The organism is Pseudomonas sp. Tav-5-1A, assembly GCF_055755055.1.
The window spans coordinates 1,746,886-1,768,995 of the sequence record NZ_CM146901.1 but is presented as its reverse complement, the minus strand read 5'-3'; the positions used below and the strand labels follow the sequence as shown (position 1 = coordinate 1,768,995).

Sequence of the window (22,110 nt, the reverse complement as noted above, 5' to 3'; positions counted from 1 at the left end):
GCATTTGCGCCACATCACTGCAGCAACGCGATGCTGACCATTTAATTACAGCTCGTTACGCTGCTGCAGGTATACCCAGTCGACAATCTCGCCCTCAGGCGTATAACCACTCACAGTATCCCGAAGCAACTGCCTTACCCTGGAATAATCGTTGTTTTCAACACCCTGCATCAACTCGGCGAGCCGCTCCTTCAGCAGGTCCCAATGAATGTGCTCCTCATGAGCGCTCATGATCATGGGATGGCGGGTCAACACCACGTTGTCGCCAATCAGGAGTTCCTCATACAACTTCTCCCCAGGCCTGAGCCCGGTAAATTCAATGGCGATATCGCCCTGCGGGTTTTTCTCGGAACGAACACTCAAGCCGGACAAGTGCACCATTTTCTCCGCCAACTCGGCAATGCGCACCGGCTCGCCCATGTCGAGCACGAACACGTCGCCGCCTTGCCCCATCGAGCCCGCCTGGATAACCAACTGGGCAGCCTCGGGGATGGTCATGAAGTAACGGGTGATTTTGGGATGGGTAACCGTCAGCGGCCCGCCAGACTTGATCTGCTTGTGGAACAGCGGAATCACTGAACCGGAGGAGCCAAGCACGTTGCCGAACCGCACCATGGTGAAGCGGGTCTTGTTGACGCGGGCCACATTGGCCGGGTCGCCGTACAATACCGGCGCCAACTCCCGGCTCAGGGCCTGCAAGGTCATTTCCGCAAGGCGCTTGGTGCTGCCCATGACATTAGTAGGGCGCACCGCCTTGTCGGTGGAGATCAACACGAAATTGGCCACTCCCGCCTGGAGGGCGGCCTGAGCAGTATTAAGGCTGCCAATGACGTTGTTCAACACGCCCTCGGCAATGTTGTGTTCCACCATGGGCACGTGCTTGTAGGCGGCTGCGTGATAGACGGTGTTGATGTTCCAGGTCTTCATCACTTCAAGCAATTTATGCGGGTGGCGCACCGATCCCAGGATAGGCAACAGGCGCACCGTCAGCGCCTCTCTCTCCAGGCGCTGTTCCAACTCGGTCATGATGCTGTAGAGATTGAACTCACTATGCTCGAACAGCACCAGCAGGGTTGGCCGCAAGGCAACGATCTGGCGGCAGAGCTCGGACCCGATGGAGCCACCGGCTCCCGTTACCATCACCGCCTTGTCGCTGATGCAGTGGGTCAGCAGGTCATCCTGGGCCGGCACCGCGTCGCGGCCCAGCAGGTCGGCAATGTCGACTTCCTGGATGTCATCCACCTTGACCCGGCCACTGGCAAGGTCGGTGACGTTGGGCACGCTGCGCACATGCAACGGGAACCCCTCCAGGAAACCGAGAATTTCCCGGCGTCGTGCACGGGTAGTGGAAGGCAGCGCCAGCAATATTTCCTGGGCACCGGTGACATCGATCATCTGCTGGATATGCTTGGGCTTGAAGACCTGCAAGCCGGAAATAATGCGGTCGGCAATGCTGTTGTCATCGTCGATGAATGCCACCGGCCGCATGGTACGGCCCATGCGCAAGGCTGCGACGAGCTGGTTGCCGGCCACGCCCGCCCCATAGACGGCTACCTTGGTGAGCCCCTCGTCACGGTTGCGAAACGGCACATAATTGACCGAGGTGAACCAGTCACCCATGAAATATTGCCGCATGGCCAGACGCAGGCCGCCGATGATCACCAGGCTCAGCCACCAGTAGTTGAAGATGATCGAGCGCGGGACCACCGCCTGGTGGTTGCTGTACCAGTAAACCACCACGGCCAGGATGAGTGACGACAGGCTCACCGCCTTGACGATAGCCACCAGGGCATCATTGCCGAAATAGCGCATCACCGCCCGGTACATGCCGAAACGAATAAACAGCGGGATGGCCACGATCGGCGCGCACACAAACAGCCAGGTATGGACGATGAAGGGGTTGTACATGTCCTCGATGCCCAGCCGCACCATGAAGGCCAGCCATAGGGCACCCCACACCAGGAGAACGTCGGTCGCCACCTGAATTACCCGCTTGTGGCGGCGCGGGAGGCTCAATAAAAACGCTCGAAATCTATCCATAATCCCTTTGCCTTCAAGGTCTACTGCATCCAACAGACCGGATCATTGTAGCGGCATTGCCGAGACTAGATCATCAGACAGCAGGATTCACGATTTCCCGCATGCCTGCATGATATTTCCACGCCAGCCCCACCAACGGCATGTATGCCAGCAACAACCCTGCCAAACCGTCCAATTGCAGCCAGGTTACCGCCAGCGCCATGGGCAGCAGCCACAGCACGTTGATCAGGGCCACCGCCAGGGTCACCGGACGATGCCCGCGAAAATGCCGCGACGCATACTGATAGGCGTGGCTGCGGTGCGCCTCGTAGACCTTGTCGCCACGGGCCAGGCGCCGCATGAGGGTGAACGTGGCATCGACAATGAATACCCCCATCAGGATCAACCATGCCCACAGGTAAGCAGCGTCCACATGAGCACCCTGCAGCGACAGCGCCGCCAGCACGAGCCCGAGGAAACCACTGCCGGCATCGCCCATGAAGATTTTTGCCGGGGGAAAATTCCATAACAGGAAGCCCGCTGCCGCAGCGGCCAGCATCAACGGCGACCAGGCCAGTTCGCCCTGCCCGCCCAGCCAGTAGACCAGGCAGATGCCGAGGCACACCGTCACTGCCTGCACGCCGGCAATACCATCGATGCCATCCATGAAGTTGTAGAGGTTGAGCATCCACACAAGGTAAAGCAGGCCCGCCACGCCCATCAGCCAGCCGGCATCCAGCCGCAGGCCGGCGAACTGCACCACCGGCATGCCGCCCACGAAGTACAGTACCCACGCCCCAGCACAAAAATGCCCCAACAAGCGCCAGCGCGCGGCAATATGACCATGGTCATCCATGAAGCCGAGTACAGCGACCAGCAAGCCGGCTCCCGCCAGAGCCACGAACCCGCTGCCTGCCCCGCCCCCCTGGAGCGCCAACGCCGCCAATGCCGCCAGATAGCCACAAACGATAGCCACACCCCCGCCTCGCGGGGTCGGCACCGTGTGCGAACTGCGGGCATTGGGCACATCCATGAGGCTGCGCTTGAGCGCATAGCGTCGTAAAACGCCCGTCAGCAGGAAGGACCCCGCCAGCACCAACAGCCCTGTTATCCAATGATTCATGCCCGACAAGACTCCCTGTAGGACTTTGCTGTGTCGGCCAATGCCGTTTGCGTTGCCACTGGCGGAGCCCAACCCAGCAGCCGTTTATTTTTGCCCAGGTCCACTTGCAGGCTACCCAGCAACCGTTGTGCCACCGCTCCCTTGCCCAACAGCCGGGCCGCCAGGGCAAGCCAGGCTGCCGGCACCGGCACCAGCCGGGCGGGCCGGCCCAAGGCCTGCCCCAACTGTGCCAACAGTTGCGTGGTGGACAGGTCGTGGCCATCGCTGGCGAGGAACACCTGGTTCGCCGCCGCAGGGTGATGGATGCATGCTTCGATCAGGTCAACCAGATTGCCCAGGTACACCAGGCTCCGGCGGTTGTCTACCGCCCCCAGCGGCAATGGCACACGCTTGTCCAGCCAGCGCATCATGCTGTGAAAATTGGCCTTTACCCCAGGGCCGTACACCAGGACCGGGCGAATGATCACCACTTCCATAGCGGTGTCGCGGGCAAGGGCCAGCAACTGCTGCTCGGCTTCCCATTTTGATTCACCGTAGGGGTCAAGGGGAGCTGGTGCGTCGTCTGCAGAAAAAGGTCGGCCCACGGCTGTCTGTTCGCCGTTGACCTTGATGGAACTGATGAACACAAAGCGGCGGACACCTGAGGCGGCAGCCTGTCGAGCCAATGCCAGGGTGCCCTCGACGTTCACCTGGCGAAACGCGGCAAGGGGATTCTCGGCGCGTTCGTTCATCACATGCACGCGTGCCGCGCAATGCACTACCGCGTCGACCCCAGCAAGCGCAGCCGACCAGTCCGTGGCACGGTCGATGTTGCCGATGAGACAGGATTGCACGTTTGCCGGCAGCCTGCTGGCGGGGTTACGCGACGCCGCGACTACCCGTTGGGATGGCCGCCCGGCAAAATGCCGGACGACAGCGGAACCCACAAAACCGGCGGCTCCGGTAACCAATATGGAATTGCACGACATGCCAAGCGCCTCGAGAAAATCGACCCATCAAACAGGCTATGCCCTGCCCAGCAGCTCATCATAAAGGCCCGCGTAGGCATCAACCATTCCGTCGATGGAGAATACCGTCTCGAATCGTTTCCGCGCGTTCCCGCCCCACCGGGTCGCCTCTTCAGGCTCACTCCACAGCTGGTTCATTGCCTGGGCCAGCGCCGGGGCATCCCGCGGTGGTACGACCCGCCCCGTGACGCCGTCGATATTGATAAACGTGGTGCCGGTACCAATCTCGCAGGAGATCATCGGCTTGCCATACATCGCCGCCTCCAGCAGCGATATCCCGAAGGACTCGGAGCGCAGGTGCGAGGGGAACACAAACCCCAGGCAGAGTTGCAGCAACGCAGCCTTGTCCTCGTCCGGCAAGCCACCCAGGAAATGCACGTTGTTCAACCCCAGCCGCAGCGCATGGGCCTTGAGCTCCTGCTCCAGGTGGCCACCGCCCACGATCGCCACCGGCAGGCCGGTCAGATGCGCCGCCTCAAGCAGGTAGTCGATGCCCTTGTAGTACCGCAACGCCCCCACGAACAGGAAGAACCGCGGCCCCAGGGTTTGCCGCCAAAAAGCCAGGCGCGCGGCATCGGGGACCGGATAGGTCGACTCGTCCAACGCGTAGGGGATCATCCGCACCTTGTCGCCCAGCCCCTGCAGCACCGGGCTGCTGCGGGCATAGTTGGGCGACGAGGTTACCACCGCATCGACACTGTTCAGGAACCGGTTCATCAGCGGCTGGTAAAGCTTGAGCAGGTGTTTCTGCTTGACGATATCGGAGTGGTAGCTGACCACCGTCGGCTTGCGTACGCGGCTGGCGAAATGCACCAGGTCCATGAAGGGCCACGGGAAGTGGTAATGAATCAGGTCTGCCTCAGCGGCCAGCTCCTTGAAGTCCTTGAAAGCAGACAGCGAAAAGCCGGTGGACGCGACATGCAGGTCCAGCCTGGAGCGATGGGTGACATGGTGGGCCAGTGGCTGGTTGCGAGCAGCACCCTGCTCGCTCAGCGACAGCACCTGGGCGTCGAAACCACGTGGCGTGCACCCCTCGGCGATCTGGAAGATGACTTGCTCGATCCCCCCCATGCTGTCTGGGTAATAGGTTTTGAAGAAATGCAGGACCTTGGTCATCGCCCCTGGCTCACTGTCTGGTAGACATCGAGTGTCTGTGCGGTACAGCGCTCCCAGGAAAAGCCCGCGGCATGCGCAAGCCCGCAGGCGACCGCCTGCTCGCGCCAGGCGGCGTCTTCGAGGCCGCGTTGCAGGTTGGCACTCAGGGCATCCACGTCCATGGGCGCGCACATCAGCGCTACGTCCCCTGCCACTTCGGGCAATGACGAGCTGTTGGAGCAGACAACCGGCACCCCTGAGCTCATGGCCTCAAGCACCGGCAGGCCAAACCCTTCGTAAAGCGACGGGAAGGCAAACAGGCGCGCCCCTGCGAACAGCAATGGCAAGTCTTCACTGGGGACGAACCCCAGGTACCGCGCCCAGCCCTCGCGCTTTGCCTGGTCCAGGCGGTTATGAATAGCCTCGTTGGCCCAGCCATGGTAACCGGTGAGAATCAGTGGCCAACGACGGCGCAGTGCCAATGGCAAGTGCCCATAGGCGTCGAGCAGCGTGTCAATGTTCTTGCGCGGCTCGATGGTGCTGACGAACAGGCTGTAGCCGCCTGGTACAAGGTCATGGCGTGCAAGGGCTGGCGCCAGCGCTTCGGCCGTACGCGGGTAGAACTCTGGCGAACTGGCCAACGGAACTGCGTGGATACGCTCCAGCGGGAAGTTGAAATAGTTCGCCAGTTCGTGACGGGTGTATTGCGAGTCGGTGATCAGCGCATCAGCGCGGGCCACCGTCACGGTCAACTCTTTTTGCAGGTAACGCGCCATCTGCGGTGCATGGCAGTGCGCCCAGGTGAAAGGCGACAGGTCATGGAATGTCGCAACGCTGCGCCCGGCAAAAGGCGGAAGGTAATAGTTGGGGCTATGGTACAGGTAATCACCATGGCCCTTGAGCGCGCGCTTGCGCAAATACGGCATCAGCAACCGGTAGGCTTCGATGGCGAGAAAGTTTTTCTGCACCGCGCGCTTGAGCCCGTAGCCCGACCCCGATGTTTCGGCGGCCGTGGGCAGTGCAGGCAGAAAAGAGCGGCCGGCAAAATACTGCAAGTCACTGATTTCAGGACTCTGCTGTAGCCGCATGGCCAGTTCGTAGGTATAGCGACCTATGCCGGTCAGCGGAAAGCGAACCGGCTCAACGGAAAGGATGACCTTCATTTACTCAGCCAGCATCCAACCCAAGGTGTCTTGCAAGGGCGGAGTTTGCCAGCCCGGCACCAGCGCACGCAGCTTGGCATTGTCACCGCAGAGGGTCTTGACCTCATTGGCGCGCACGAAAGCGGGGTTCACCTCGACCTGCAATTGATGCCCGGTGATTTCGCTGCACATGGCAATGACCTCGCGCAGCGAGTAGGTCTTGCCCGAGCTGACGTTGACCGTCTCGCCCAGGGGCCTGGCCTCGATAAGCCCGCGGTAGGCCTTGACCAGCGCGCGCACATCACTGAAATCACGCCACACATCCAGGTTGCCCAACTCGATTCGTTCGGCCTTGCGGCGAAAATGGGAAACGATCTTGGGCAACAGGAAATTGTCAGCCTGGCCTACACCGGTGTAGTTGAACGGTCGCGTCATGACGATAGGCAAGCGGTCACACCACAGCTTGACCATGTATTCCATGGCCAGCTTGCTCACGGCATAGTCATTGGCCGGCGCTGGCGGGGTAACCTCGCTCAGCAAGCCCTCGGACACGTTGCCGTAGACATTGGCGCTGCTGGCGACCAGCACGCAGTCCGGGGTCTTGCCGCAAGCGGCGACGGCCTCCAGCAGGTTGCGCGTGCCTATCAGGTTGACCTGGTAGAACGCCTCGGCCGAGCCGTGCCCGACAAAGGCAAGCGCGGCCAGGTGAATGACGATATCTGGCTGAAGCACTGCCAGCAGCGTGCGCAGTCCCGGCGCATCGGCCAAGTCCACTTGATGATAATTGACTTCATCCGAGGGGTGGGTACCCATCCCCAGCACTTCATAGCCATGGGCTTGAAGCTCTGCCGCCATGTAGCGGCCGGTAAAACCATGAATCCCTGTTATCAGTGCACGTTTGCCGGCAGTGGTCATCAGAAGGAAAATCCTTTTTCGTTACGGCGCAGGTCGGCCAATACCATCATCCGACACAGTTCTTCGAGAGAAGTTTTCGGCTCCCAGCCCAAAATCTCTTTCGCTTTCGCGGGGTTGCCAATCAGCAGGTCAACTTCGGTCGGGCGGTAGAACTTAGGGTTCACCGCTACCACAACCTTGCCGGTGGCCTGGTCGATGGCGTGCTCGCCTTCGGCTTCGCCGTGCCACTTGATCTCGATGTTCGCGGCCTTGAACGCCATGGTGACGAAATCACGCACGGTTTCAGTACGGTTGGTGGCCAGCACGAAGGTATCCGGCTCGTCCGCTTGCAGCATGCGCCACATGCCTTCGACGTATTCCTTAGCAAAGCCCCAGTCGCGCTTGGCGTCCATGTTGCCCAGTTCCATCTTGTCCAGCAGGCCCAGCTTGATCTTGGCGACCGAGTCGGTGATCTTGCGGGTGACGAACTCACGACCGCGCAGGGGCGATTCGTGGTTGAACAGGATGCCGCTGGTGGCAAAGATGCCGTAGGACTCGCGGTAGTTGATGGTCATCCAGTGCGCGTACAGCTTGGCAACGCCGTATGGGCTACGTGGGTAGAAAGGCGTGCTTTCGATTTGCGGGATAGCCTGCACCTTGCCGAACATTTCCGAGGTCGACGCCTGATAGAAGCGGACCTTGGGGTTGACGATGCGAATGGCTTCCAACAGGTTCACCGCGCCCAGGCCGGTGATCTCGGCAGTGGTCAGCGGTTGCTCGAAGGAGACGCCCACGAAGCTCTGTGCCGCCAGGTTGTAGACTTCGGTGGCCTCAGTGGTCTGCAGCAGGCGAATGCTGGCCGACAGGTCGGTCAGGTCGTACTCGACAAGGTGCAGGTTCGGGTTGGTATGGATACCCAGCTCTTCGATACGCCAGAAATTGACAGAACTGGTACGGCGGTAGGTACCGTAGACGGTGTACCCCTTCTCCAGCAGCAACTCAGCCAGGTAGGCGCCGTCTTGACCAGTGATACCAGTGACAATTGCTTTCATTCGAGCTTCTAAACTCCATTTTGATGCCGGATCGGCATGCACAGATAAAGACATGCCACGGTAGCGGCGTGAATGCATATTATTGAATACATCAGGATTCGTGATTATACAAGCCACGCCGCAATCCCTCGACCTGAAGATCGAACAAAAGGGTGCAATTTGTAACCACGTAATTTGAAGGCCTGCACTGGCACCGTGCTCAGGCAATGGTTGCGTCAATAGGTTCCGCAACCCTGCCTGGGCCGGATTCAGCGCGCCGCGGTGTTTTCCTGCCCCTGCCGGGCTTGAACCGCGGGGGCGGCGGTGCCACCCAACCAGCCATTGACGTCTACCACGCTGTCTTCCGAGACCTTGCCCGCCCAGCGATCGAGCATGAACAGGTTGGTGACGAAGTCGTACTGCGACTTGAGCAGGTCATGGCGGGCCTTGAATTCGGCCTGGAGGGCATTTAGCACATCCACCGCATTGGCCACGCCGTAGCTGAAGGCCTTCTGCGACGCCAGGCTGGCCTGGGTAGCCGACTTGAGGGCATTACGATTGGCACGGATCATTTCCACGCTCGACTGCGCCGTGAGGTAGGCACCGGTGGTTTCCTTCACCACCTGGCGCTTGACCGCCTCCTGCTCCTGCTCGGCTGCATCCTGCTCGTCGTACAGGCCGCGGACCCGCGCCGAGGTGGAACCGCCACTGTAGATCGGCACTTTCAGGTTCAGGCTCGCCACATAGCTGTCGGCGCGCGGCGATACGGTGTTGTCGTAGCCCTCGTCGCTTTGCTGGCCACTCAGGCTGAAGCTGAGCGATGGGTAGTGACCACCCTTGCCGCCACGCACGGCGGCCTGCGCGGCCTCAAGGTTGCTTTGCTTGGCCTTGAGCGCCGGATTGGCCGCAAGGGCCACCTCAATCCAACTGTCCAGGCTGTCGAGCGGCGCCTGGAATGCAACGTCATCACGAATCCGGCTCAACGGCTCGCTGACCGTGCGCCCGATCAGCTCCGACAAGGCGGCACGGCTAAGACGCACCTGATTACGCGCATCGACTTCCTGGGCAGCCAGGTTGTCGACACGCGCCTGGATCTCCAGCTGATCGGTAATCTTGGCCATCTGCCGGGCGTACAGTGCATTCACCTGGTCGAGGTTTTTCTGCGTGGCGCGGCGCTCGGCCATGATCAGCTCAAGCTGGTCGTCGGCGGCCAATGCGGTGAAATACCGCTGGGCCAGATCCACGGTGGATTCAGCCAAGGCCTCCTCGGCCTCCGAACCCTTCTGCCGGGTTACGCTTTTGCTCTTCTGCCAGTCTTCCCACGCCTGCTTGTTGTAGATGTACTGGCTAAGGCTGAGCGAATAGCTCTGGCTGTCGTAGATTTCACGCTCGGCATCCTCCTTGCGCAGGATGCGGTTGTAGGAGCCATTGGCCGACACCTGCGGCAGCAGGCTGCCCAACGCGGCACGCTGCTGCTCGGCAGCGGAACGGGCGTGGGCATTGGCAGCAATGATGCGCGGGTCCTGCAGGCGCGACTCTTTGTAAAGTGACAACAGGTCCAGAGCATAGGTACTGGCGGCGACACTGCGCGCCGGCGGTTCATGGGTGGCGGCGTGAACCTGCAGGGCAACAAGGCTGAACAAGGCAACGGGAAGCAAACGCACAATCATTCCTCGATCATCGACTTGGCGAACATGTTGTGCGCAGGCTGCAGCAAGTACTCGAGCATCGTACGGCTGCCGGCATTGATCAGCACTTCGGCCGGCATGCCTGGCAACAGTTTGCGATCACCCAGTTTCCTGGCGCCGTCGTCGGTCAATGCCACGCGTACCAGGTAGTACGGGTCACCCGTGCGGTCATCAGTCAGGCGGTCGGCCGAAATGCGCGTGACCGTCCCCGAGATGACCGGGGTGGTCGCGTTGTTGAAGGCGGTGAAACGCACATCTGCATCCTTGCCCAGGGCAATGCGGTCAATATCGTTGGTGCTCACGTGCACCTCGACCACCAACTGCGAGGATTCAGGCACGATGTCCATCAGCGGCGTCGCCGGGCTGACCACGCCCCCAATGGTGTGCACCTTCATGTCCAGCACCATGCCGTCTTCCGGCGCGCGGATCACGATACGGGTCAGGCGGTCCTTGAGGGCTGCGGCTTTTTCCTGCAGGTCGAACACCTGGCTCTGCACATCGGCCAGGTCCTTGACCACATCGGAGTTGAAGTCCTTGGTCAGCTGGACAATCTCCAGCTGCGTCTCGTTGATCTGCAGACGGCTGGTAATGATGTTCGAGTTGTGGTCGGCCACCTCGGACTTGAGCATGTCCAGCTTGCGCTCCTGGTCCAGCAGGCGCTGGTTGTCGACAAAGCCCTGGGCCAGCAGCTCGCGCAGTTTGGTGATTTCCTCGCTGTAGGAGCGCTCCAGGCCCATCTTGGTCTTGATCATGGCCTCGAGGCCGGCGATTTGCTGGCCCAGTTGGCTGACACGCTCTTTCTTCACCGCGATTTCGCCCAGGCGCGAGGTGCGCCGGGCATTGAACACATGGGTTTCACCCTCGAGCGCCTCACGGGCCCGGTCACTGTCCGGCCCCTCGTAGGACACCACCGGCATGGTCGGCAGGTCATCGCGCTCGGCGCGCAGTCGCGCCTCTTTGGTACGAGCAGCGATCAATTGGCTGCGCGTGGACTCGTAGTCGGCACTGACCTGGGAGGGGTCGAGCACAATCAGCGGGTCGCCCTTGCGCACCAGGTCACCGTCATGAACCAACAGCTCCTTGACAATACCGCCCTCCAGGTGCTGTACGGTCTTGCGGTAACTCTGCACCGTGACCTGGCCACTGCCGAACACCGCGTTGTCCAGCGGTGCCAACGCGGCCCAGCCGCCGAACAGGCCGAACGTGACAAGAACAATCGTCATGCCCAGACGGCGGATACTACGATCGGAGGTCGGTACCTCACCTGCGTCGTCGTCCAGGGGAATAAGGGTTGTACTGCTCATCTGAAACACTTCCTTTTACGCGCTGGCCGGGGCGGCGCCCGCGGCAGGGGCCTGCGCCACCCGCTGCTGAGCCTTTGCCTGCTGGTTAGCCAATTCGGCGATCACTTGCTCGCGAGCCCCGTAGAGGCTGATAGTGCCGGCACTCATGACCATAATCCGATCAAGACGCGAGAGAACGTTGGGGCGATGGGAAACGATGAAGACCGTGGCGCCGCTTTCCTTGATTTTCTGCAAGGCGACACCCAGTGCCCGCTCCCCGACCTCGTCGAGGTTGGAGTTCGGCTCATCCAGCACGATCAGCCGCGGGCTGCCGTAGATGGCACGGGCCAGGCCAATGCGCTGGCGCTGGCCGCCGGACAGGTTGATGCCCTCCCCTCCGATTACCGTGTCATAGCCATCGGGCAGCATCAGGATCATCTCGTGCACGCCTGCGGTCTTGGCGGCGTGCACCACTTTTTCCGGATCGACCTTTTCAAAGCGCGCGATGTTCTCGCTGATACTGCCTTCGAACAGTTCGATATCCTGCGGTAGATAGCCCACATAGGGGCCCAGGTCCTGCTTGTCCCACGAGCCGATGTCGGCGCCGTCCAAGCGCACCACGCCACGCTGCGGCTTCCATATACCCATGATGGCGCGCACCAGGGTCGACTTGCCCGCGGCGCTTGGCCCCACGATGCCGATAATGGTGCCCGCCGGGGCCACGAAACTGAGGCCGCGAATCACCGGCTCCTTTCCGCCCGGCGGCACAACGATCAGCCCCTCGACCTGGATATGACCTTCCGGGGCCGGCAGTTTCATGCGCTCCGGCTCGTTGGCCAGCTTGTCCAGGGTTTCGTTCAGGCGCACGTACTGCTGACGCGCCGCAATGAAACCCTTCCAGTTGCCGATCATCTGGTCGATGGGCGACAAGGCACGGGCCAGCAGCAGAGAGCCGGCCATCATCAGGCCAGGGTTTACCTCGTGGTTGATCACCAGGTAGGCACCCACCGCCAGCATCAGCGACTGCGTCCACAGGCGGAACGTCTTGGACACCGCCGTGATGATCCCGCTTTTGTCACTGGCGTAGGACTGCAGGCGCAACACAGTGCGCTGACGCACGTTCCAGCGTTGCATCAGCGTGCCGAGCATCCCCATCGACTCGATGACTTCGGCGTTGCGCAGGGTCTTGGTGGTGTGCAGCGAAGCCAGCAGGTTTTCCTTGTTGGCCTGGGCAATCGGCTTGCCGGTGTAGCGCTGGTTCAGCAACGCCAGGCAAATGAGCACGATGGCACAGGCAATGGTGGCCCAACCGAACACGGCGTGAAACATGAACATCACGGCGACGTAGATCGGCAACCAGGGTGCGTCGAAGAAGGCGAACAGGCCGTTGCCGGTCATGAACTGGCGCAAGGCGGTCAAATCGTTCAGCGCCTGGGCCGACGCGTCCATGCCGCCACTGTCCAGGGCGCGGCGAAAACTGGCGCGATACACGTCGCGACTCAGAAGCGCATCCAGGCGGTTGCTGATGCGCACCATGATGCGCGAGCGAACCCACTCCAGCGACCCCATGGTGAACATCAGCACGGTCATGATCAGCACCAGCATCAACAGGGTCGATTGGCTGCTGCTGGGCACGACACGGCCCGAGACCTGAATCATGAAGAAGGTCGGCACCAGCATGAGGGCATTGACGAACAGACTGAAGAAACCGACGGAAAGGAAACTGCCCTTGCAGACTTTGAGAGCAGCCTGCAAGTTATTCTCGTGTAAGCGACTCATAGCATCCATACTGGCTGGTAAGACGGAAAGCGCCAGAGTGTACCATCGAGCTTCATCAATGCAGCCCAAAAAAATGTACCAATTGCCAAGTTTAATATTTGCCCGACCAGTGACATCCAAATGAATGCTCCGATCTCCCGCAAAATAAAGGCAAAAGGCCAGCATCGGTTGCCTAGCCAACCCCACACATAACAAGGCTTATTTGTAGGAAGTACCTGTAAGGCATTTCCGAGATTGAGGGCAAGTCGACAACCGGTCGAGACATGCCCGACACTTGTCATTACCATAGCGGCATAATTTTTTTGCGAGCTACGCGCTCAGGCCTGCAACTTTTCGCACGCCCCGCGTACGAAGCTCTGCGCAAGGAAGCAGACTTTCTGCTGCCGCAGTACAGATCATGGACTCAATGAACCTACTGTTCGTACACCAGAACTTTCCTGGCCAATTTTTGCACATCGCCAAACACTTTGCCCAACTGGGACATCGTGTCGCCGCCCTGCGCGAGGGCCCGCTGAATCGCGAACCTCTGCAAGGCGTGGAGGTTTTCAGCTATTCCCTGCAGCGATCCAACACCCCCGGCATACATGACCTTGCCCAGGAATTCGAGAGCAAGACCCTGCGCGCCGAAGGCTGTGCCCAGCTGGCTCAGGCGCTGGCCGACAAGGGCTTTGTACCCGATCTGATACTTGCACACCCAGGCTGGGGCGAGACCCTTTACCTCAAGGACATCTTCCCCCGCGCACGCCTTGTGTGCCTGATGGAATATTTCTACCGCGCCACCGGCCAGGACCTGGACTTCGACCCCGAATTCCCGGAGCAGGCCTTCGCAACCAAGGCGCGCCTGCACACCAAGAACGCCAGCCTGCTACTGGCCATGGACGCCATGGACCTGGGCATCGCCGCCACCCAATGGCAGGCAAGCACGTTACCGGCATGGGCGCAGGCCAAGACCGTGGTACTGCACGAAGGCATCGACACCGACGAGGTCGCCCCGCACCCCGCAGCTGAAATTCGCTTACCGAACAAAAACTTGCGCATTCGACGCGGCGACGAGGTGCTGACCTTCGTTGCCCGTAACCTGGAGCCGCTGCGTGGCTACCACCAGTTCATGCGCGCACTACCAGCCATCCTCAAGGCCCGCCCCAACCTGCAGGTATTTATTGTGGGCGGTGACGATGCCGGCTACGGCGCCAAGGGTGAAGACGGCACCTGGCGCGAGAAATACCTGATCGAAGTGGCCCACCTGCTGGACCCTGCGCGCGTGCATTTTCTGGGGCGGGTGCCGCGCACGGTGTTCCTGCGCCTGATGCAGATCACCCGCTGCCACGTCTATCTCACCTACCCGTTTGTACTGTCCTGGTCGCTGCTTGAAGCCATGAGTGCGGGCGCGGTGGTTGTCGGCTCTGACACTCAACCCGTTCGCGAGGTCATCGAACACGGGACCAACGGCCTGCTGGTGGACTTTTTCAAACCGGCGGAAATTGCCCGCACGGTGTGCGCTGTACTGGCCGACCCCCAGCAATTCCGGGGCATTGGCCAGCAAGCACGAGCGACGATTCAGCAACGTTACGACCTGAAGACAGTAACCCTACAGGCGTATGAAAAAATTCTTACACGGACGTATTGCGAAACTTTCTCAGATCGTCTAATCTCCCTTCCTGTCAGGGAAGCCACCATAACGCCATTAGCCTTTAATTAGTTGGCAACTCTCGCTCGGATCATCTTTTTACACGAGCGCGGGACGCGACTGGTTGCAGGATAGTAAGGAGCTTGAACGGGTGTCATCTCAAACCACAGACGATTTAAAGATAACCTCTCGAGTTACACTTCTCGAGCCGGGTATGTATATCTTTCGTTATGCGTCTACCACCACAGCCGAGAAAGCGGTTTTTATTGCGCTGCAACAAGCTCCGCTAGGCAAAGGTTTAATCGATTTCTTTCCCGCCGAGGGTGTCAGCAAAAACATGCTGACCAAACTGGGCGACTGCATCATTGGCCGCGTAAAAAATGGCGTAACTACGGTACTGATTACCGAGTACCATCTCGCCAACGTCGCCGTTGACCCTGTCGACCTGCGCATTGACCGCATCGACACTTCCGCCGCTATTATGCGCAACTTTTCCAGCCCGGCCCCAAGTTCAACAGTGGCCGCGCCGGCATCTACTTCCGCTACCAGCGGCGCACAATTGAAACTGCTCGGCCATGTCCAGTCACGCGGCGATATCACCACGACCCATGATTGGCTGGGCGATGCCAACGGCACGGCCCGCCTGGAAGGCTTCCTCATCGACTGGGCCAACCGCCCGGAAGGCGTGGACCTGGTGTACACCAGCACCATCGCCGGCGCCGGCCCCAGCCCCAAGGTACTGTCGGGCCACTACAGCGGCACCCGCGCCAAGGGCGCAGCCCTGGTGGCCGTCGGCTTCAGCCTCACCGGCCCCAATAGCCGCCACTATCAAGTGAGCGGTGAAGTGGCGTTCGCTGGTGCAGGCCCACAACCTATTGCCGCTGACCAGATGCTGTTCGGGCCTACGGGCAAGGAAGCGCTGGTTGGCATCAAGCTATCGATTTCCCCCCATCCTGAGATCAACGCTCCCCGCTATAAGTCTCCATGGGAAAACCCTGCGGTTACGCAAAAATATAGCACTGAGGGCCAGTTGGCCTGATCTACAGGAATTAAATCATGCAGTATGACAATCCAATCCTCTCCAGCGAAGTCACCGAAGCACTGAACGCCAACACCAACCTGTCGGCTACCACCGTCAACGCGATCTCGCAGATCCTGGATCTGAACACCGCGTCGACCGTAGTCGTTGGTTCGTGGGATGGCGTGGGCACCGTTATCGCCCCAGCTGGCGAGTCCGCTCAAGCCATCATCGCTGACGTTGCAGGCGCTGCCGGCACCGACGTCACTGTTGGCCTGAACGCTGACGGCCTGGACGCTGCCAAAGCATTCGTATTCTCCAGCGATGCCAACCTGACTCTGGACTTCACCTACGACGGTGCTGATACCAACGAGCGCGTCATCGTCAGCGGCAACGGCAACGACACCATCACCGTAGCTGGCGGCAACACCGTAGTTGACGGCGGCGCTGGCAACGACACCATCTCCACCGGCAACGGCGCTGACCTGATCATCGCTGGCAGCGGCGACAACTCGATCACCACTGGCTACGGCAATGACACCATCATCGCTGGCACCGGCAACGACACCATCAATGCTGGCGTTGGTTACGACACCGTTGTGGTTTCGGGCTCCAAAGCTGACTTCACCGCTACCGTCAACGACACCGACCTGGTGCTGACCAACGGCTCGCACACCATCACCACTTCGAACGCCGAGTTCATCAGCTTCGACAACGGCGCCTCCATCGCTGTAGTCGGCAACGATGACGAAGCTGCCGCTCTGCGCCTGTACGACGCCCTGCTGGGTCGCGACGCTGACGCCGAAGGCGCTCAAAACTGGACCAGCGCTGTTGACAACGGCACTTCGCTGACCGACGTCGCCAACGCGTTCCTGAGCTCCACCGAGTACCAGAACAAGGCAAACGCCGACTTCGTCAACTCGCTGTACAGCAACCTGCTGGGCCGCGACGCCGACAGCGAAGGCCAAGCTACCTGGCTGAACGCCCTGGCCTCCGGTGAAAGCCGTGCCGACGTGGTCAACGCCATTGCCGGTTCCGCTGAAGCCACCGCTGCCAACACCACCGACGCACAGTACGTAGCAGCACTGTACAGCAGCGTCCTGGGTCGCAGCGCTGACGACGCCGGTCTGACTGACTGGACCAACGCACTGGCCAACGGCACTGACCGTGCAACCGTTGCCGAGGCATTCGCTGACTCGTCCGAAGCTTCGGCCAAGGTCACCTCCGACTTCCTCGACAACCTGTACGAAGAAGCGCTGGGCCGCACTGCTGACGCTCAAGGCAAGGCTGACTGGACCGCTGCCCTGGCAAACGGCGCCACTCAGGCTGAAGTGGCAATCGCCATCGTCGGTTCCGACGAAGCTGTTGCTCACAACACCAGCGTTGTAGTGGTACACGGCGTAGCGTAACGCTACCTCGTCGCAAGCCTGAACCCTTCCGGCCCCTGGGCCGGAAGAGTTTGAAAAGGGGGCTCCGAAAGGTGCCCCTCTTTTTTATCCCTCAGTGGTACCGAATTTCCATGTCAAGACACCTCAACCATGAGCTCGAGACTCTCATGGACCATTTCCATCGCTACCGTCAGAACGGTCAGCCTGGAAGTGCTGCTGCTCATCTTGAGCGTGCCTTGCATACCCCCGAATATCGTTCCGAGGCACTGATCTGGAAAGGGATCGATGCCTTGCAACACAACAAGCCTCAGAGTGCCTTCAGCCACCTGAGCAACGCTGCCAGGGCATTGCCCCAGCGCGGTGACGTCCTGGCGCTGCTGGGTCGCAGCATTCAGCTGCAGGGCCGCCCCGAACTGGCCCTGCGCTTTCTTGCCGCCGCCTGGCGCGACGCGCCACTGGACGTGACCCTGCGCATGGCGCTGTGGCAAGCACGCGGACAACAGCGCGATGCGCTCCCCCTGACCCCAGCCATCCTCAAGCACCTGCCCGAGGTAACCGACGGCCGCGAGCTGAAGTTGCTGATGGGCCTGCTGGCTGGCCAGAAGCAGGCACCCACGCTGATCGGCGTGGTGCACCACGACATCGCCACAGGCGAGCTGCACGGCTGGGCCGTCGACCTGCGCGCGCCTGGCCACGCCCCTCGCCTGCTGCTGCGCAGCGCCACTGGCAGCCAAGCGGTGCTGGCCGACGCACCATCGCGCCTGCTGGCCGAAGCCGGGCTGCCTGGCAGCCACGGCGCTTTTCGCATCTCCGCGCCAGGCCTGGGTGAAGTCACCCTTGGCAGCGCCGATGGCGTGGCGCTGGCCGGTAGCCCGTTGTCGATCCTGGCCGCGTTCCAGCCACCGCAACCGCTGGCCGTGGATTTCGCCGCGCGCCCGGTGGACGTACTGGTCCCTGTGTATGAAGGGTTGCACGAAACCCTGGAATGCCTGGACAGCGTGCTGCGCAACGCCCACCTGAACCGCACCGAGCACCGGTTGGTGGTACTCGACGACGCCACCCCCAACAGCGCACTGCAAAACGCGCTGGTGGCGCTTGCCGAGGCCGGCAGCATCCATTACGTGCGCCAGCCCACCAATCTGGGCTTCATCCGCAACACCAACCGCGGCATGGCCCTGAGCCCGGACCGCGACGTGGTCTGGCTCAACGCCGATACCCGCGTGCACGGCAACTGGCTGGACCGCCTGCGCGAAGTGGCCTACCAGGCCGATGACATCGCCTCGGTCACGCCTTTCACCAATAACGGCGAGCTGATGAGTTTCCCGGCCAGCCGCATCAGTCACGACATGCCCGACGCCGAGCAGCACGCCCAGCTGGACCAACTGGCTGCCGGGTTGCCCCAGGACGCCGTGGAAATCGAAACCGGCTGCGGGTTCTGTCTCTATATAAAGCGCAGCGCCTTGAACGCCGTTGGCTACCTGGACGAAGTTCACCTGCTACGCGGCTACGGTGAAGAAACCGACTGGTGCCTGCGCGCTCGCTCCCTGGGCTGGCGCCACATGGGTGCGCCACGGGTGTTCGTCGCCCATCAGGGCGGCATCTCCTTTGGGAATGAGAAAGCCCTGCGGGTGGCCCACAACAACGCCATTCTGCGCCGACGCTACCCCGACGCCCCAGGCCGCTACCAGCGCTTCTGCCTGCGCGACCCGCTGCACGATGTTCGCCAGGGCCTGCAACGCGCCCGCCTGGTGCAACTCGCCGACTGGATCGGCGAAGCGCCGCAGCACGCCGAGCTGATCATCCATGCCGACCGCGACGTGACCGCGCCCTTGACCCTGTGCTACCAGCACGCCGCCCGCGGCTGCATCGCCACACTCACGGCCCACCTCACGCCACTGCCCGTGCGCCTGGAGTACCGCATGCCCGAGCAACACCAGCAGTTGCTCGACGACCTGCAAGGCTTGCCGCTGGCCGAACTGGTGTACCTGCAACCGTCGCGCTGCCCGACCCAAGCCCTGGCCTTGCCCGCGCAACTGGTCCGTCCCTACCGCATTCACTGCCATGACGACCTGGCCACCAGCCAGGACGCTGCCTGGCTCGACTTTGCACGGCAGGCGCGACAGCTGGAACTGCCCTGGGCGGCGCAGGTGGAAAGCTACGCGCGCCTGCTGCCGGAGGTGCCCCTGCTGGCACCGGGCAAGCGCACCCGCCTGCCCAAGGCCGGCAAGAACCCCCAGGTACTGCTGATCGCCGACAGCCTTCAGCAGCCCGAAATCGCCCGCCAATGGCAGGCCCTGGCACGCCAGATCACCCTTGAAAAGCTGCCCCTGCGCCTGTTGTGCCTGCACGACGGCGCCTGGCTGCCCAATCTGCTGAACACCGGCGCAGTGGAGGCGGTGCAGGCCATGCCGGGGCTCAGCCTTGGCGAGTGCCTGCAACTGGCCGGCGTCCAGGCAGCGCTCAGCCTGGACGCCACCCCTGATTCAAGCTGGGCGGCGCCTGCGCTGGCAGCCGCCCATAGCCTGCCCCTGTACGCCCCGGCACATGCCGTGTGCGAAGAAGCAGGCGCGCACGCCATTTCACTGCTGCCTATTCCACGGAGCCGCGCCCCGCGCCGGTGAAAACATGACCCAAACAGCCACTTCCACCCCATCCATCGCCTGGCAGGGGGCCATCACCGGCCTGTACGGTGACGTACTGCAAGGCTGGGCACTGGACGCCAGCCAACCAGACCTGCGCCTGGTCGTCGAAGTGTGCGTGGACGGTGCCTGCGTGGCCATGGCCCGGGCCGACCAGTTCCAGCCCAGCGCCGAGCACGGCGACCAGTTCCACGGCTTTGCCGTGCAACTGCGCGACACCTGGCTGGCTGGCGCCCGCCACATCAGCGTGCGCATCGCCAATACCGCCCACTACCTGGACAACCCCGTGCAGTTGCCCAGCGCCGCCCCCAAGGCGCCCGCCCCTGTCGCCAGCCAGGTATGGCACACCGGCGGGCTGCGCCTGGCCGGCTGGGCCTGGGACCCGCAAGCCCCCGGACGCCACGTGACCATCACCGTGCGCGAAGGCGACCGCCAGCTGGAGCGCACCCTGTGCAACCAGCGCCACCCTGCACTGGCTCAGCGCAGCAGCGATGATCATGGCTTCGAACTGGAACTGCCCTGGGCACTGGCCGACGGCAAACCCCACCTGCTGCACGTGGAAACCGACGCCGGCGTACCGCTGTCCGGCAGCCCGTTCACCCTGTGCTGCTGGCCCGAAGGCATGGAGGGGCTGCTGCGCGAATACCGCGCCGACAGCACCCGCAGCCCATTGCTGACCCTGGCCGAACAGTTGGCCAAGGAGCAGGCCATGCGCCTGCCCAAAAGCGCCGGCTTCCAGCATTACGCCCACTGGCACGCAGCGTTTCAACAGCCCCCGGCACTGGCGCCGGACACCCCACGGCGCACCCTGGGCGTGCTGTTGATCAGCCACGGCGACGCCGCGCAAGAGCGCATCAGCCAACGCAGCGTCGAGGCCCAGCGCCTTGGCCACGTACACACCGCCATCGCCACCGCCGACAACATCCTGCCCGGGCTGCGCCAGTTGCTGGACCTGGGCTGTGACGCCGTCCTGCCCTTGCACGCCGGCGACCACCTGCCCGTGCACGCGATGGACCAACTGCAACGCGGCCTGGAAGCCGGCGCCGCCTGGTGCTACGGCGACTGTGACCGTGATGGCCCGCACGGTGAACGCAGCCTGCCGTGGTTCAAGCCCAGCTGGGACCTGGACCTGTTCCTGGGGGCCGACATCTTCAGCCCAGGCGCCCTGCTGGGCCGCGCCATTATCGACGATGCGCTGCGCCTGCTGACACCTGAAAGCGGCCTGCAATGGCTGGACTGGCATTACCTGATGGCTGCAATCGCCCTGATCAGCGAGTCGGAACAGCGCCGCGTCGCGCACCTGCCGTTCATCCTCTACCACCGCAGCCACGCCAGCATCGCCAGCCCCGAGCACGTGCGCCCGTCCATGGACCGCCACCAGGCCGTGGCCTGGCTCAGCCAGTGCCTGGCACCGGGCGCCACCCCACTCCCGCACCCGGCCCACCCCGGCCTGCTGCGCGTGCACTGGCCACTGCCGGAGAAACTGCCGCGCATCTCGTTAATCGTGCCCACCCGTGACCAGGTCGGCCTGCTGCGCACCTGCATCGAAGGCCTGGTCGGCCAGACCGACTACCCGCACCTGGAAGTCATCGTCGTCGACAACCAGTCCAGCGAACCACAAACCCTGGCCTACCTGGCCGAGTTGCGTGGCCGCGGCGTGAAAGTGCTGGACCACCCCTACCCGTTCAACTATGCCACCATCAACAATCGCGCCGTGGAACACGCCACCGGCGAGATCATCGGCCTGGTCAACAACGACATCGAGATCATCGACGCCGGCTGGCTCAAGGAAATGCTCAGCCAGTTGCTGCGCCCAGGCGTGGGCGCGGTCGGCGCCAAGCTGCTGTGGCCAAACCGGATGGTTCAGCACGGCGGCGTGGTGGTGGGCATCAACGGCCTGGCCGCCCACAGCGGCAACACCCTGGAAGACCGCGACCCTGGCTACCTGGCCAGCAACCAGCTGACCCGCCAGCAAAGCGCGGTCACCGCCGCCTGCCTGCTGATGCGCAAGTCGCTGTTCACCGGCCTGGCCGGCCTCGACGACATTGCCTTCCCCGTGGCCTTCAACGACGTCGACCTGTGCCTGCGCATCCGCAAGCATGGCTACAAACTGATCTGGTCGGCGTTCGCCCGCCTGGTGCACGCCGAATCGGCCAGCCGCGGCAAGGACATTTCCAGCGACAAACGCTCCCGCGCCCTGCGTGAACAGCAGTGGTTCATGGAGCGCTGGTTCAGCAACGGCGAGCAGGACATGCACTACCACCCGGCGCTCAGCGCCGATTACCTGAGCGGTCCCTATGGCGGGCTGGCCCTGCCGCCCCGCTCCACCGCCATTCGCTGGTCGGCAAGCTGACCGCCCCTACATCGTTGCACCCGC

The 22,110-nt window shown here is 62.2% G+C and carries 15 protein-coding genes; 5 read left to right on the top strand and 10 right to left on the bottom strand.

The annotated features are described in order from the left end of the window. Positions 1 to 45: 45 nt before the first annotated feature. The 10 genes from AC0J42_RS07805 to AC0J42_RS07760 all read right to left on the bottom strand — a co-directional run bounded on the left by AC0J42_RS07805 (position 46) and on the right by AC0J42_RS07760 (position 13,061). Positions 46 to 2,040, bottom strand: a complete 1,995-nt coding sequence (locus AC0J42_RS07805) for a polysaccharide biosynthesis protein (RefSeq protein WP_473006823.1) — start codon at positions 2,038 to 2,040, stop codon at positions 46 to 48. Between the two features lie 73 nt (positions 2,041 to 2,113). Continuing rightward, positions 2,114 to 3,142, bottom strand: coding sequence for an MraY family glycosyltransferase (locus tag AC0J42_RS07800; RefSeq protein ID WP_473005717.1), 1,029 nt, complete (start codon positions 3,140 to 3,142; stop codon positions 2,114 to 2,116). Next, entirely contained in the window at positions 3,139 to 4,110 is a 972-nt protein-coding gene (locus AC0J42_RS07795; protein WP_473005716.1) for a UDP-glucose 4-epimerase family protein, read from the bottom strand. The genes AC0J42_RS07800 and AC0J42_RS07795 overlap by 4 nt, the downstream gene beginning before the upstream one ends. 36 nt (positions 4,111 to 4,146) lie before the next feature. Further along, positions 4,147 to 5,265: a glycosyltransferase family 4 protein gene (locus AC0J42_RS07790; RefSeq protein ID WP_473005715.1), complete on the bottom strand. Its 1,119-nt coding sequence runs from the start codon at positions 5,263 to 5,265 to the stop codon at positions 4,147 to 4,149. Continuing rightward, complete coding sequence (locus AC0J42_RS07785) at positions 5,262 to 6,407, bottom strand: glycosyltransferase family 4 protein (protein ID WP_473005714.1); 1,146 nt, start codon at positions 6,405 to 6,407, stop codon at positions 5,262 to 5,264. The genes AC0J42_RS07790 and AC0J42_RS07785 overlap by 4 nt, the downstream gene beginning before the upstream one ends. Then, positions 6,408 to 7,301: a GDP-mannose 4,6-dehydratase gene (locus AC0J42_RS07780; RefSeq protein WP_416423047.1), complete on the bottom strand. Its 894-nt coding sequence runs from the start codon at positions 7,299 to 7,301 to the stop codon at positions 6,408 to 6,410. Beyond that, positions 7,301 to 8,332 carry a GDP-mannose 4,6-dehydratase gene (gmd, locus tag AC0J42_RS07775; protein ID WP_416423046.1) on the bottom strand — a complete coding sequence of 344 codons (1,032 nt, stop codon included), beginning with the start codon at positions 8,330 to 8,332 and terminating at the stop codon, positions 7,301 to 7,303. The genes AC0J42_RS07780 and gmd overlap by 1 nt, the downstream gene beginning before the upstream one ends. 248 nt (positions 8,333 to 8,580) lie before the next feature. After that, positions 8,581 to 9,981, bottom strand: coding sequence for a TolC family outer membrane protein (locus tag AC0J42_RS07770; protein WP_473005713.1), 1,401 nt, complete (start codon positions 9,979 to 9,981; stop codon positions 8,581 to 8,583). After that, positions 9,978 to 11,303 (bottom strand): HlyD family type I secretion periplasmic adaptor subunit, encoded by a 1,326-nt coding sequence (locus AC0J42_RS07765; protein WP_473005712.1) that lies wholly within the window; start codon positions 11,301 to 11,303, stop codon positions 9,978 to 9,980. The genes AC0J42_RS07770 and AC0J42_RS07765 overlap by 4 nt, the downstream gene beginning before the upstream one ends. A gap of 15 nt (positions 11,304 to 11,318) precedes the next feature. Further along, positions 11,319 to 13,061, bottom strand: coding sequence for a type I secretion system permease/ATPase (locus tag AC0J42_RS07760; protein ID WP_473006822.1), 1,743 nt, complete (start codon positions 13,059 to 13,061; stop codon positions 11,319 to 11,321). Between the two features lie 406 nt (positions 13,062 to 13,467). Here AC0J42_RS07760 and AC0J42_RS07755 point away from each other — a divergent pair, with 406 nt between their 5' ends. The 5 genes from AC0J42_RS07755 to AC0J42_RS07735 all read left to right on the top strand — a co-directional run bounded on the left by AC0J42_RS07755 (position 13,468) and on the right by AC0J42_RS07735 (position 22,086). Continuing rightward, positions 13,468 to 14,760 (top strand): glycosyltransferase, encoded by a 1,293-nt coding sequence (locus tag AC0J42_RS07755; RefSeq protein ID WP_473005711.1) that lies wholly within the window; start codon positions 13,468 to 13,470, stop codon positions 14,758 to 14,760. Between the two features lie 142 nt (positions 14,761 to 14,902). Beyond that, positions 14,903 to 15,727, top strand: a complete 825-nt coding sequence (locus AC0J42_RS07750; protein ID WP_473005710.1) for a hypothetical protein — start codon at positions 14,903 to 14,905, stop codon at positions 15,725 to 15,727. Between the two features lie 17 nt (positions 15,728 to 15,744). Next, positions 15,745 to 17,115: a DUF4214 domain-containing protein gene (locus tag AC0J42_RS07745; RefSeq protein WP_473005708.1), complete on the top strand. Its 1,371-nt coding sequence runs from the start codon at positions 15,745 to 15,747 to the stop codon at positions 17,113 to 17,115. Between the two features lie 146 nt (positions 17,116 to 17,261). After that, a complete protein-coding gene (locus AC0J42_RS07740) occupies positions 17,262 to 19,715 on the top strand; it encodes a glycosyltransferase (protein ID WP_473005707.1) in 2,454 nt (817 codons plus the stop codon). Between the two features lie 4 nt (positions 19,716 to 19,719). Continuing rightward, a complete protein-coding gene (locus AC0J42_RS07735) occupies positions 19,720 to 22,086 on the top strand; it encodes a glycosyltransferase family 2 protein (protein WP_473005706.1) in 2,367 nt (788 codons plus the stop codon). Positions 22,087 to 22,110 lie beyond the last annotated feature (24 nt).

Coding starts and splice junctions, on each gene's coding strand:
- AC0J42_RS07785 (WP_473005714.1), bottom strand. CDS start 6,407: ATGAAGGTCATCCTTTCCGTTGAGCCGGTTCGCTTTCCGCTGACCGGC.
- AC0J42_RS07780 (WP_416423047.1), bottom strand. CDS start 7,301: ATGACCACTGCCGGCAAACGTGCACTGATAACAGGGATTCATGGTTTT.
- AC0J42_RS07795 (WP_473005716.1), bottom strand. CDS start 4,110: ATGTCGTGCAATTCCATATTGGTTACCGGAGCCGCCGGTTTTGTGGGT.
- AC0J42_RS07745 (WP_473005708.1), top strand. CDS start 15,745: ATGCAGTATGACAATCCAATCCTCTCCAGCGAAGTCACCGAAGCACTG.
- AC0J42_RS07770 (WP_473005713.1), bottom strand. CDS start 9,981: ATGATTGTGCGTTTGCTTCCCGTTGCCTTGTTCAGCCTTGTTGCCCTG.
- gmd (WP_416423046.1), bottom strand. CDS start 8,332: ATGAAAGCAATTGTCACTGGTATCACTGGTCAAGACGGCGCCTACCTG.
- AC0J42_RS07800 (WP_473005717.1), bottom strand. CDS start 3,142: ATGAATCATTGGATAACAGGGCTGTTGGTGCTGGCGGGGTCCTTCCTG.
- AC0J42_RS07805 (WP_473006823.1), bottom strand. CDS start 2,040: ATGGATAGATTTCGAGCGTTTTTATTGAGCCTCCCGCGCCGCCACAAG.
- AC0J42_RS07755 (WP_473005711.1), top strand. CDS start 13,468: ATGAACCTACTGTTCGTACACCAGAACTTTCCTGGCCAATTTTTGCAC.
- AC0J42_RS07760 (WP_473006822.1), bottom strand. CDS start 13,061: ATGAGTCGCTTACACGAGAATAACTTGCAGGCTGCTCTCAAAGTCTGC.
- AC0J42_RS07765 (WP_473005712.1), bottom strand. CDS start 11,303: ATGAGCAGTACAACCCTTATTCCCCTGGACGACGACGCAGGTGAGGTA.
- AC0J42_RS07740 (WP_473005707.1), top strand. CDS start 17,262: ATGGACCATTTCCATCGCTACCGTCAGAACGGTCAGCCTGGAAGTGCT.
- AC0J42_RS07790 (WP_473005715.1), bottom strand. CDS start 5,265: ATGACCAAGGTCCTGCATTTCTTCAAAACCTATTACCCAGACAGCATG.
- AC0J42_RS07735 (WP_473005706.1), top strand. CDS start 19,720: ATGACCCAAACAGCCACTTCCACCCCATCCATCGCCTGGCAGGGGGCC.
- AC0J42_RS07750 (WP_473005710.1), top strand. CDS start 14,903: ATGTATATCTTTCGTTATGCGTCTACCACCACAGCCGAGAAAGCGGTT.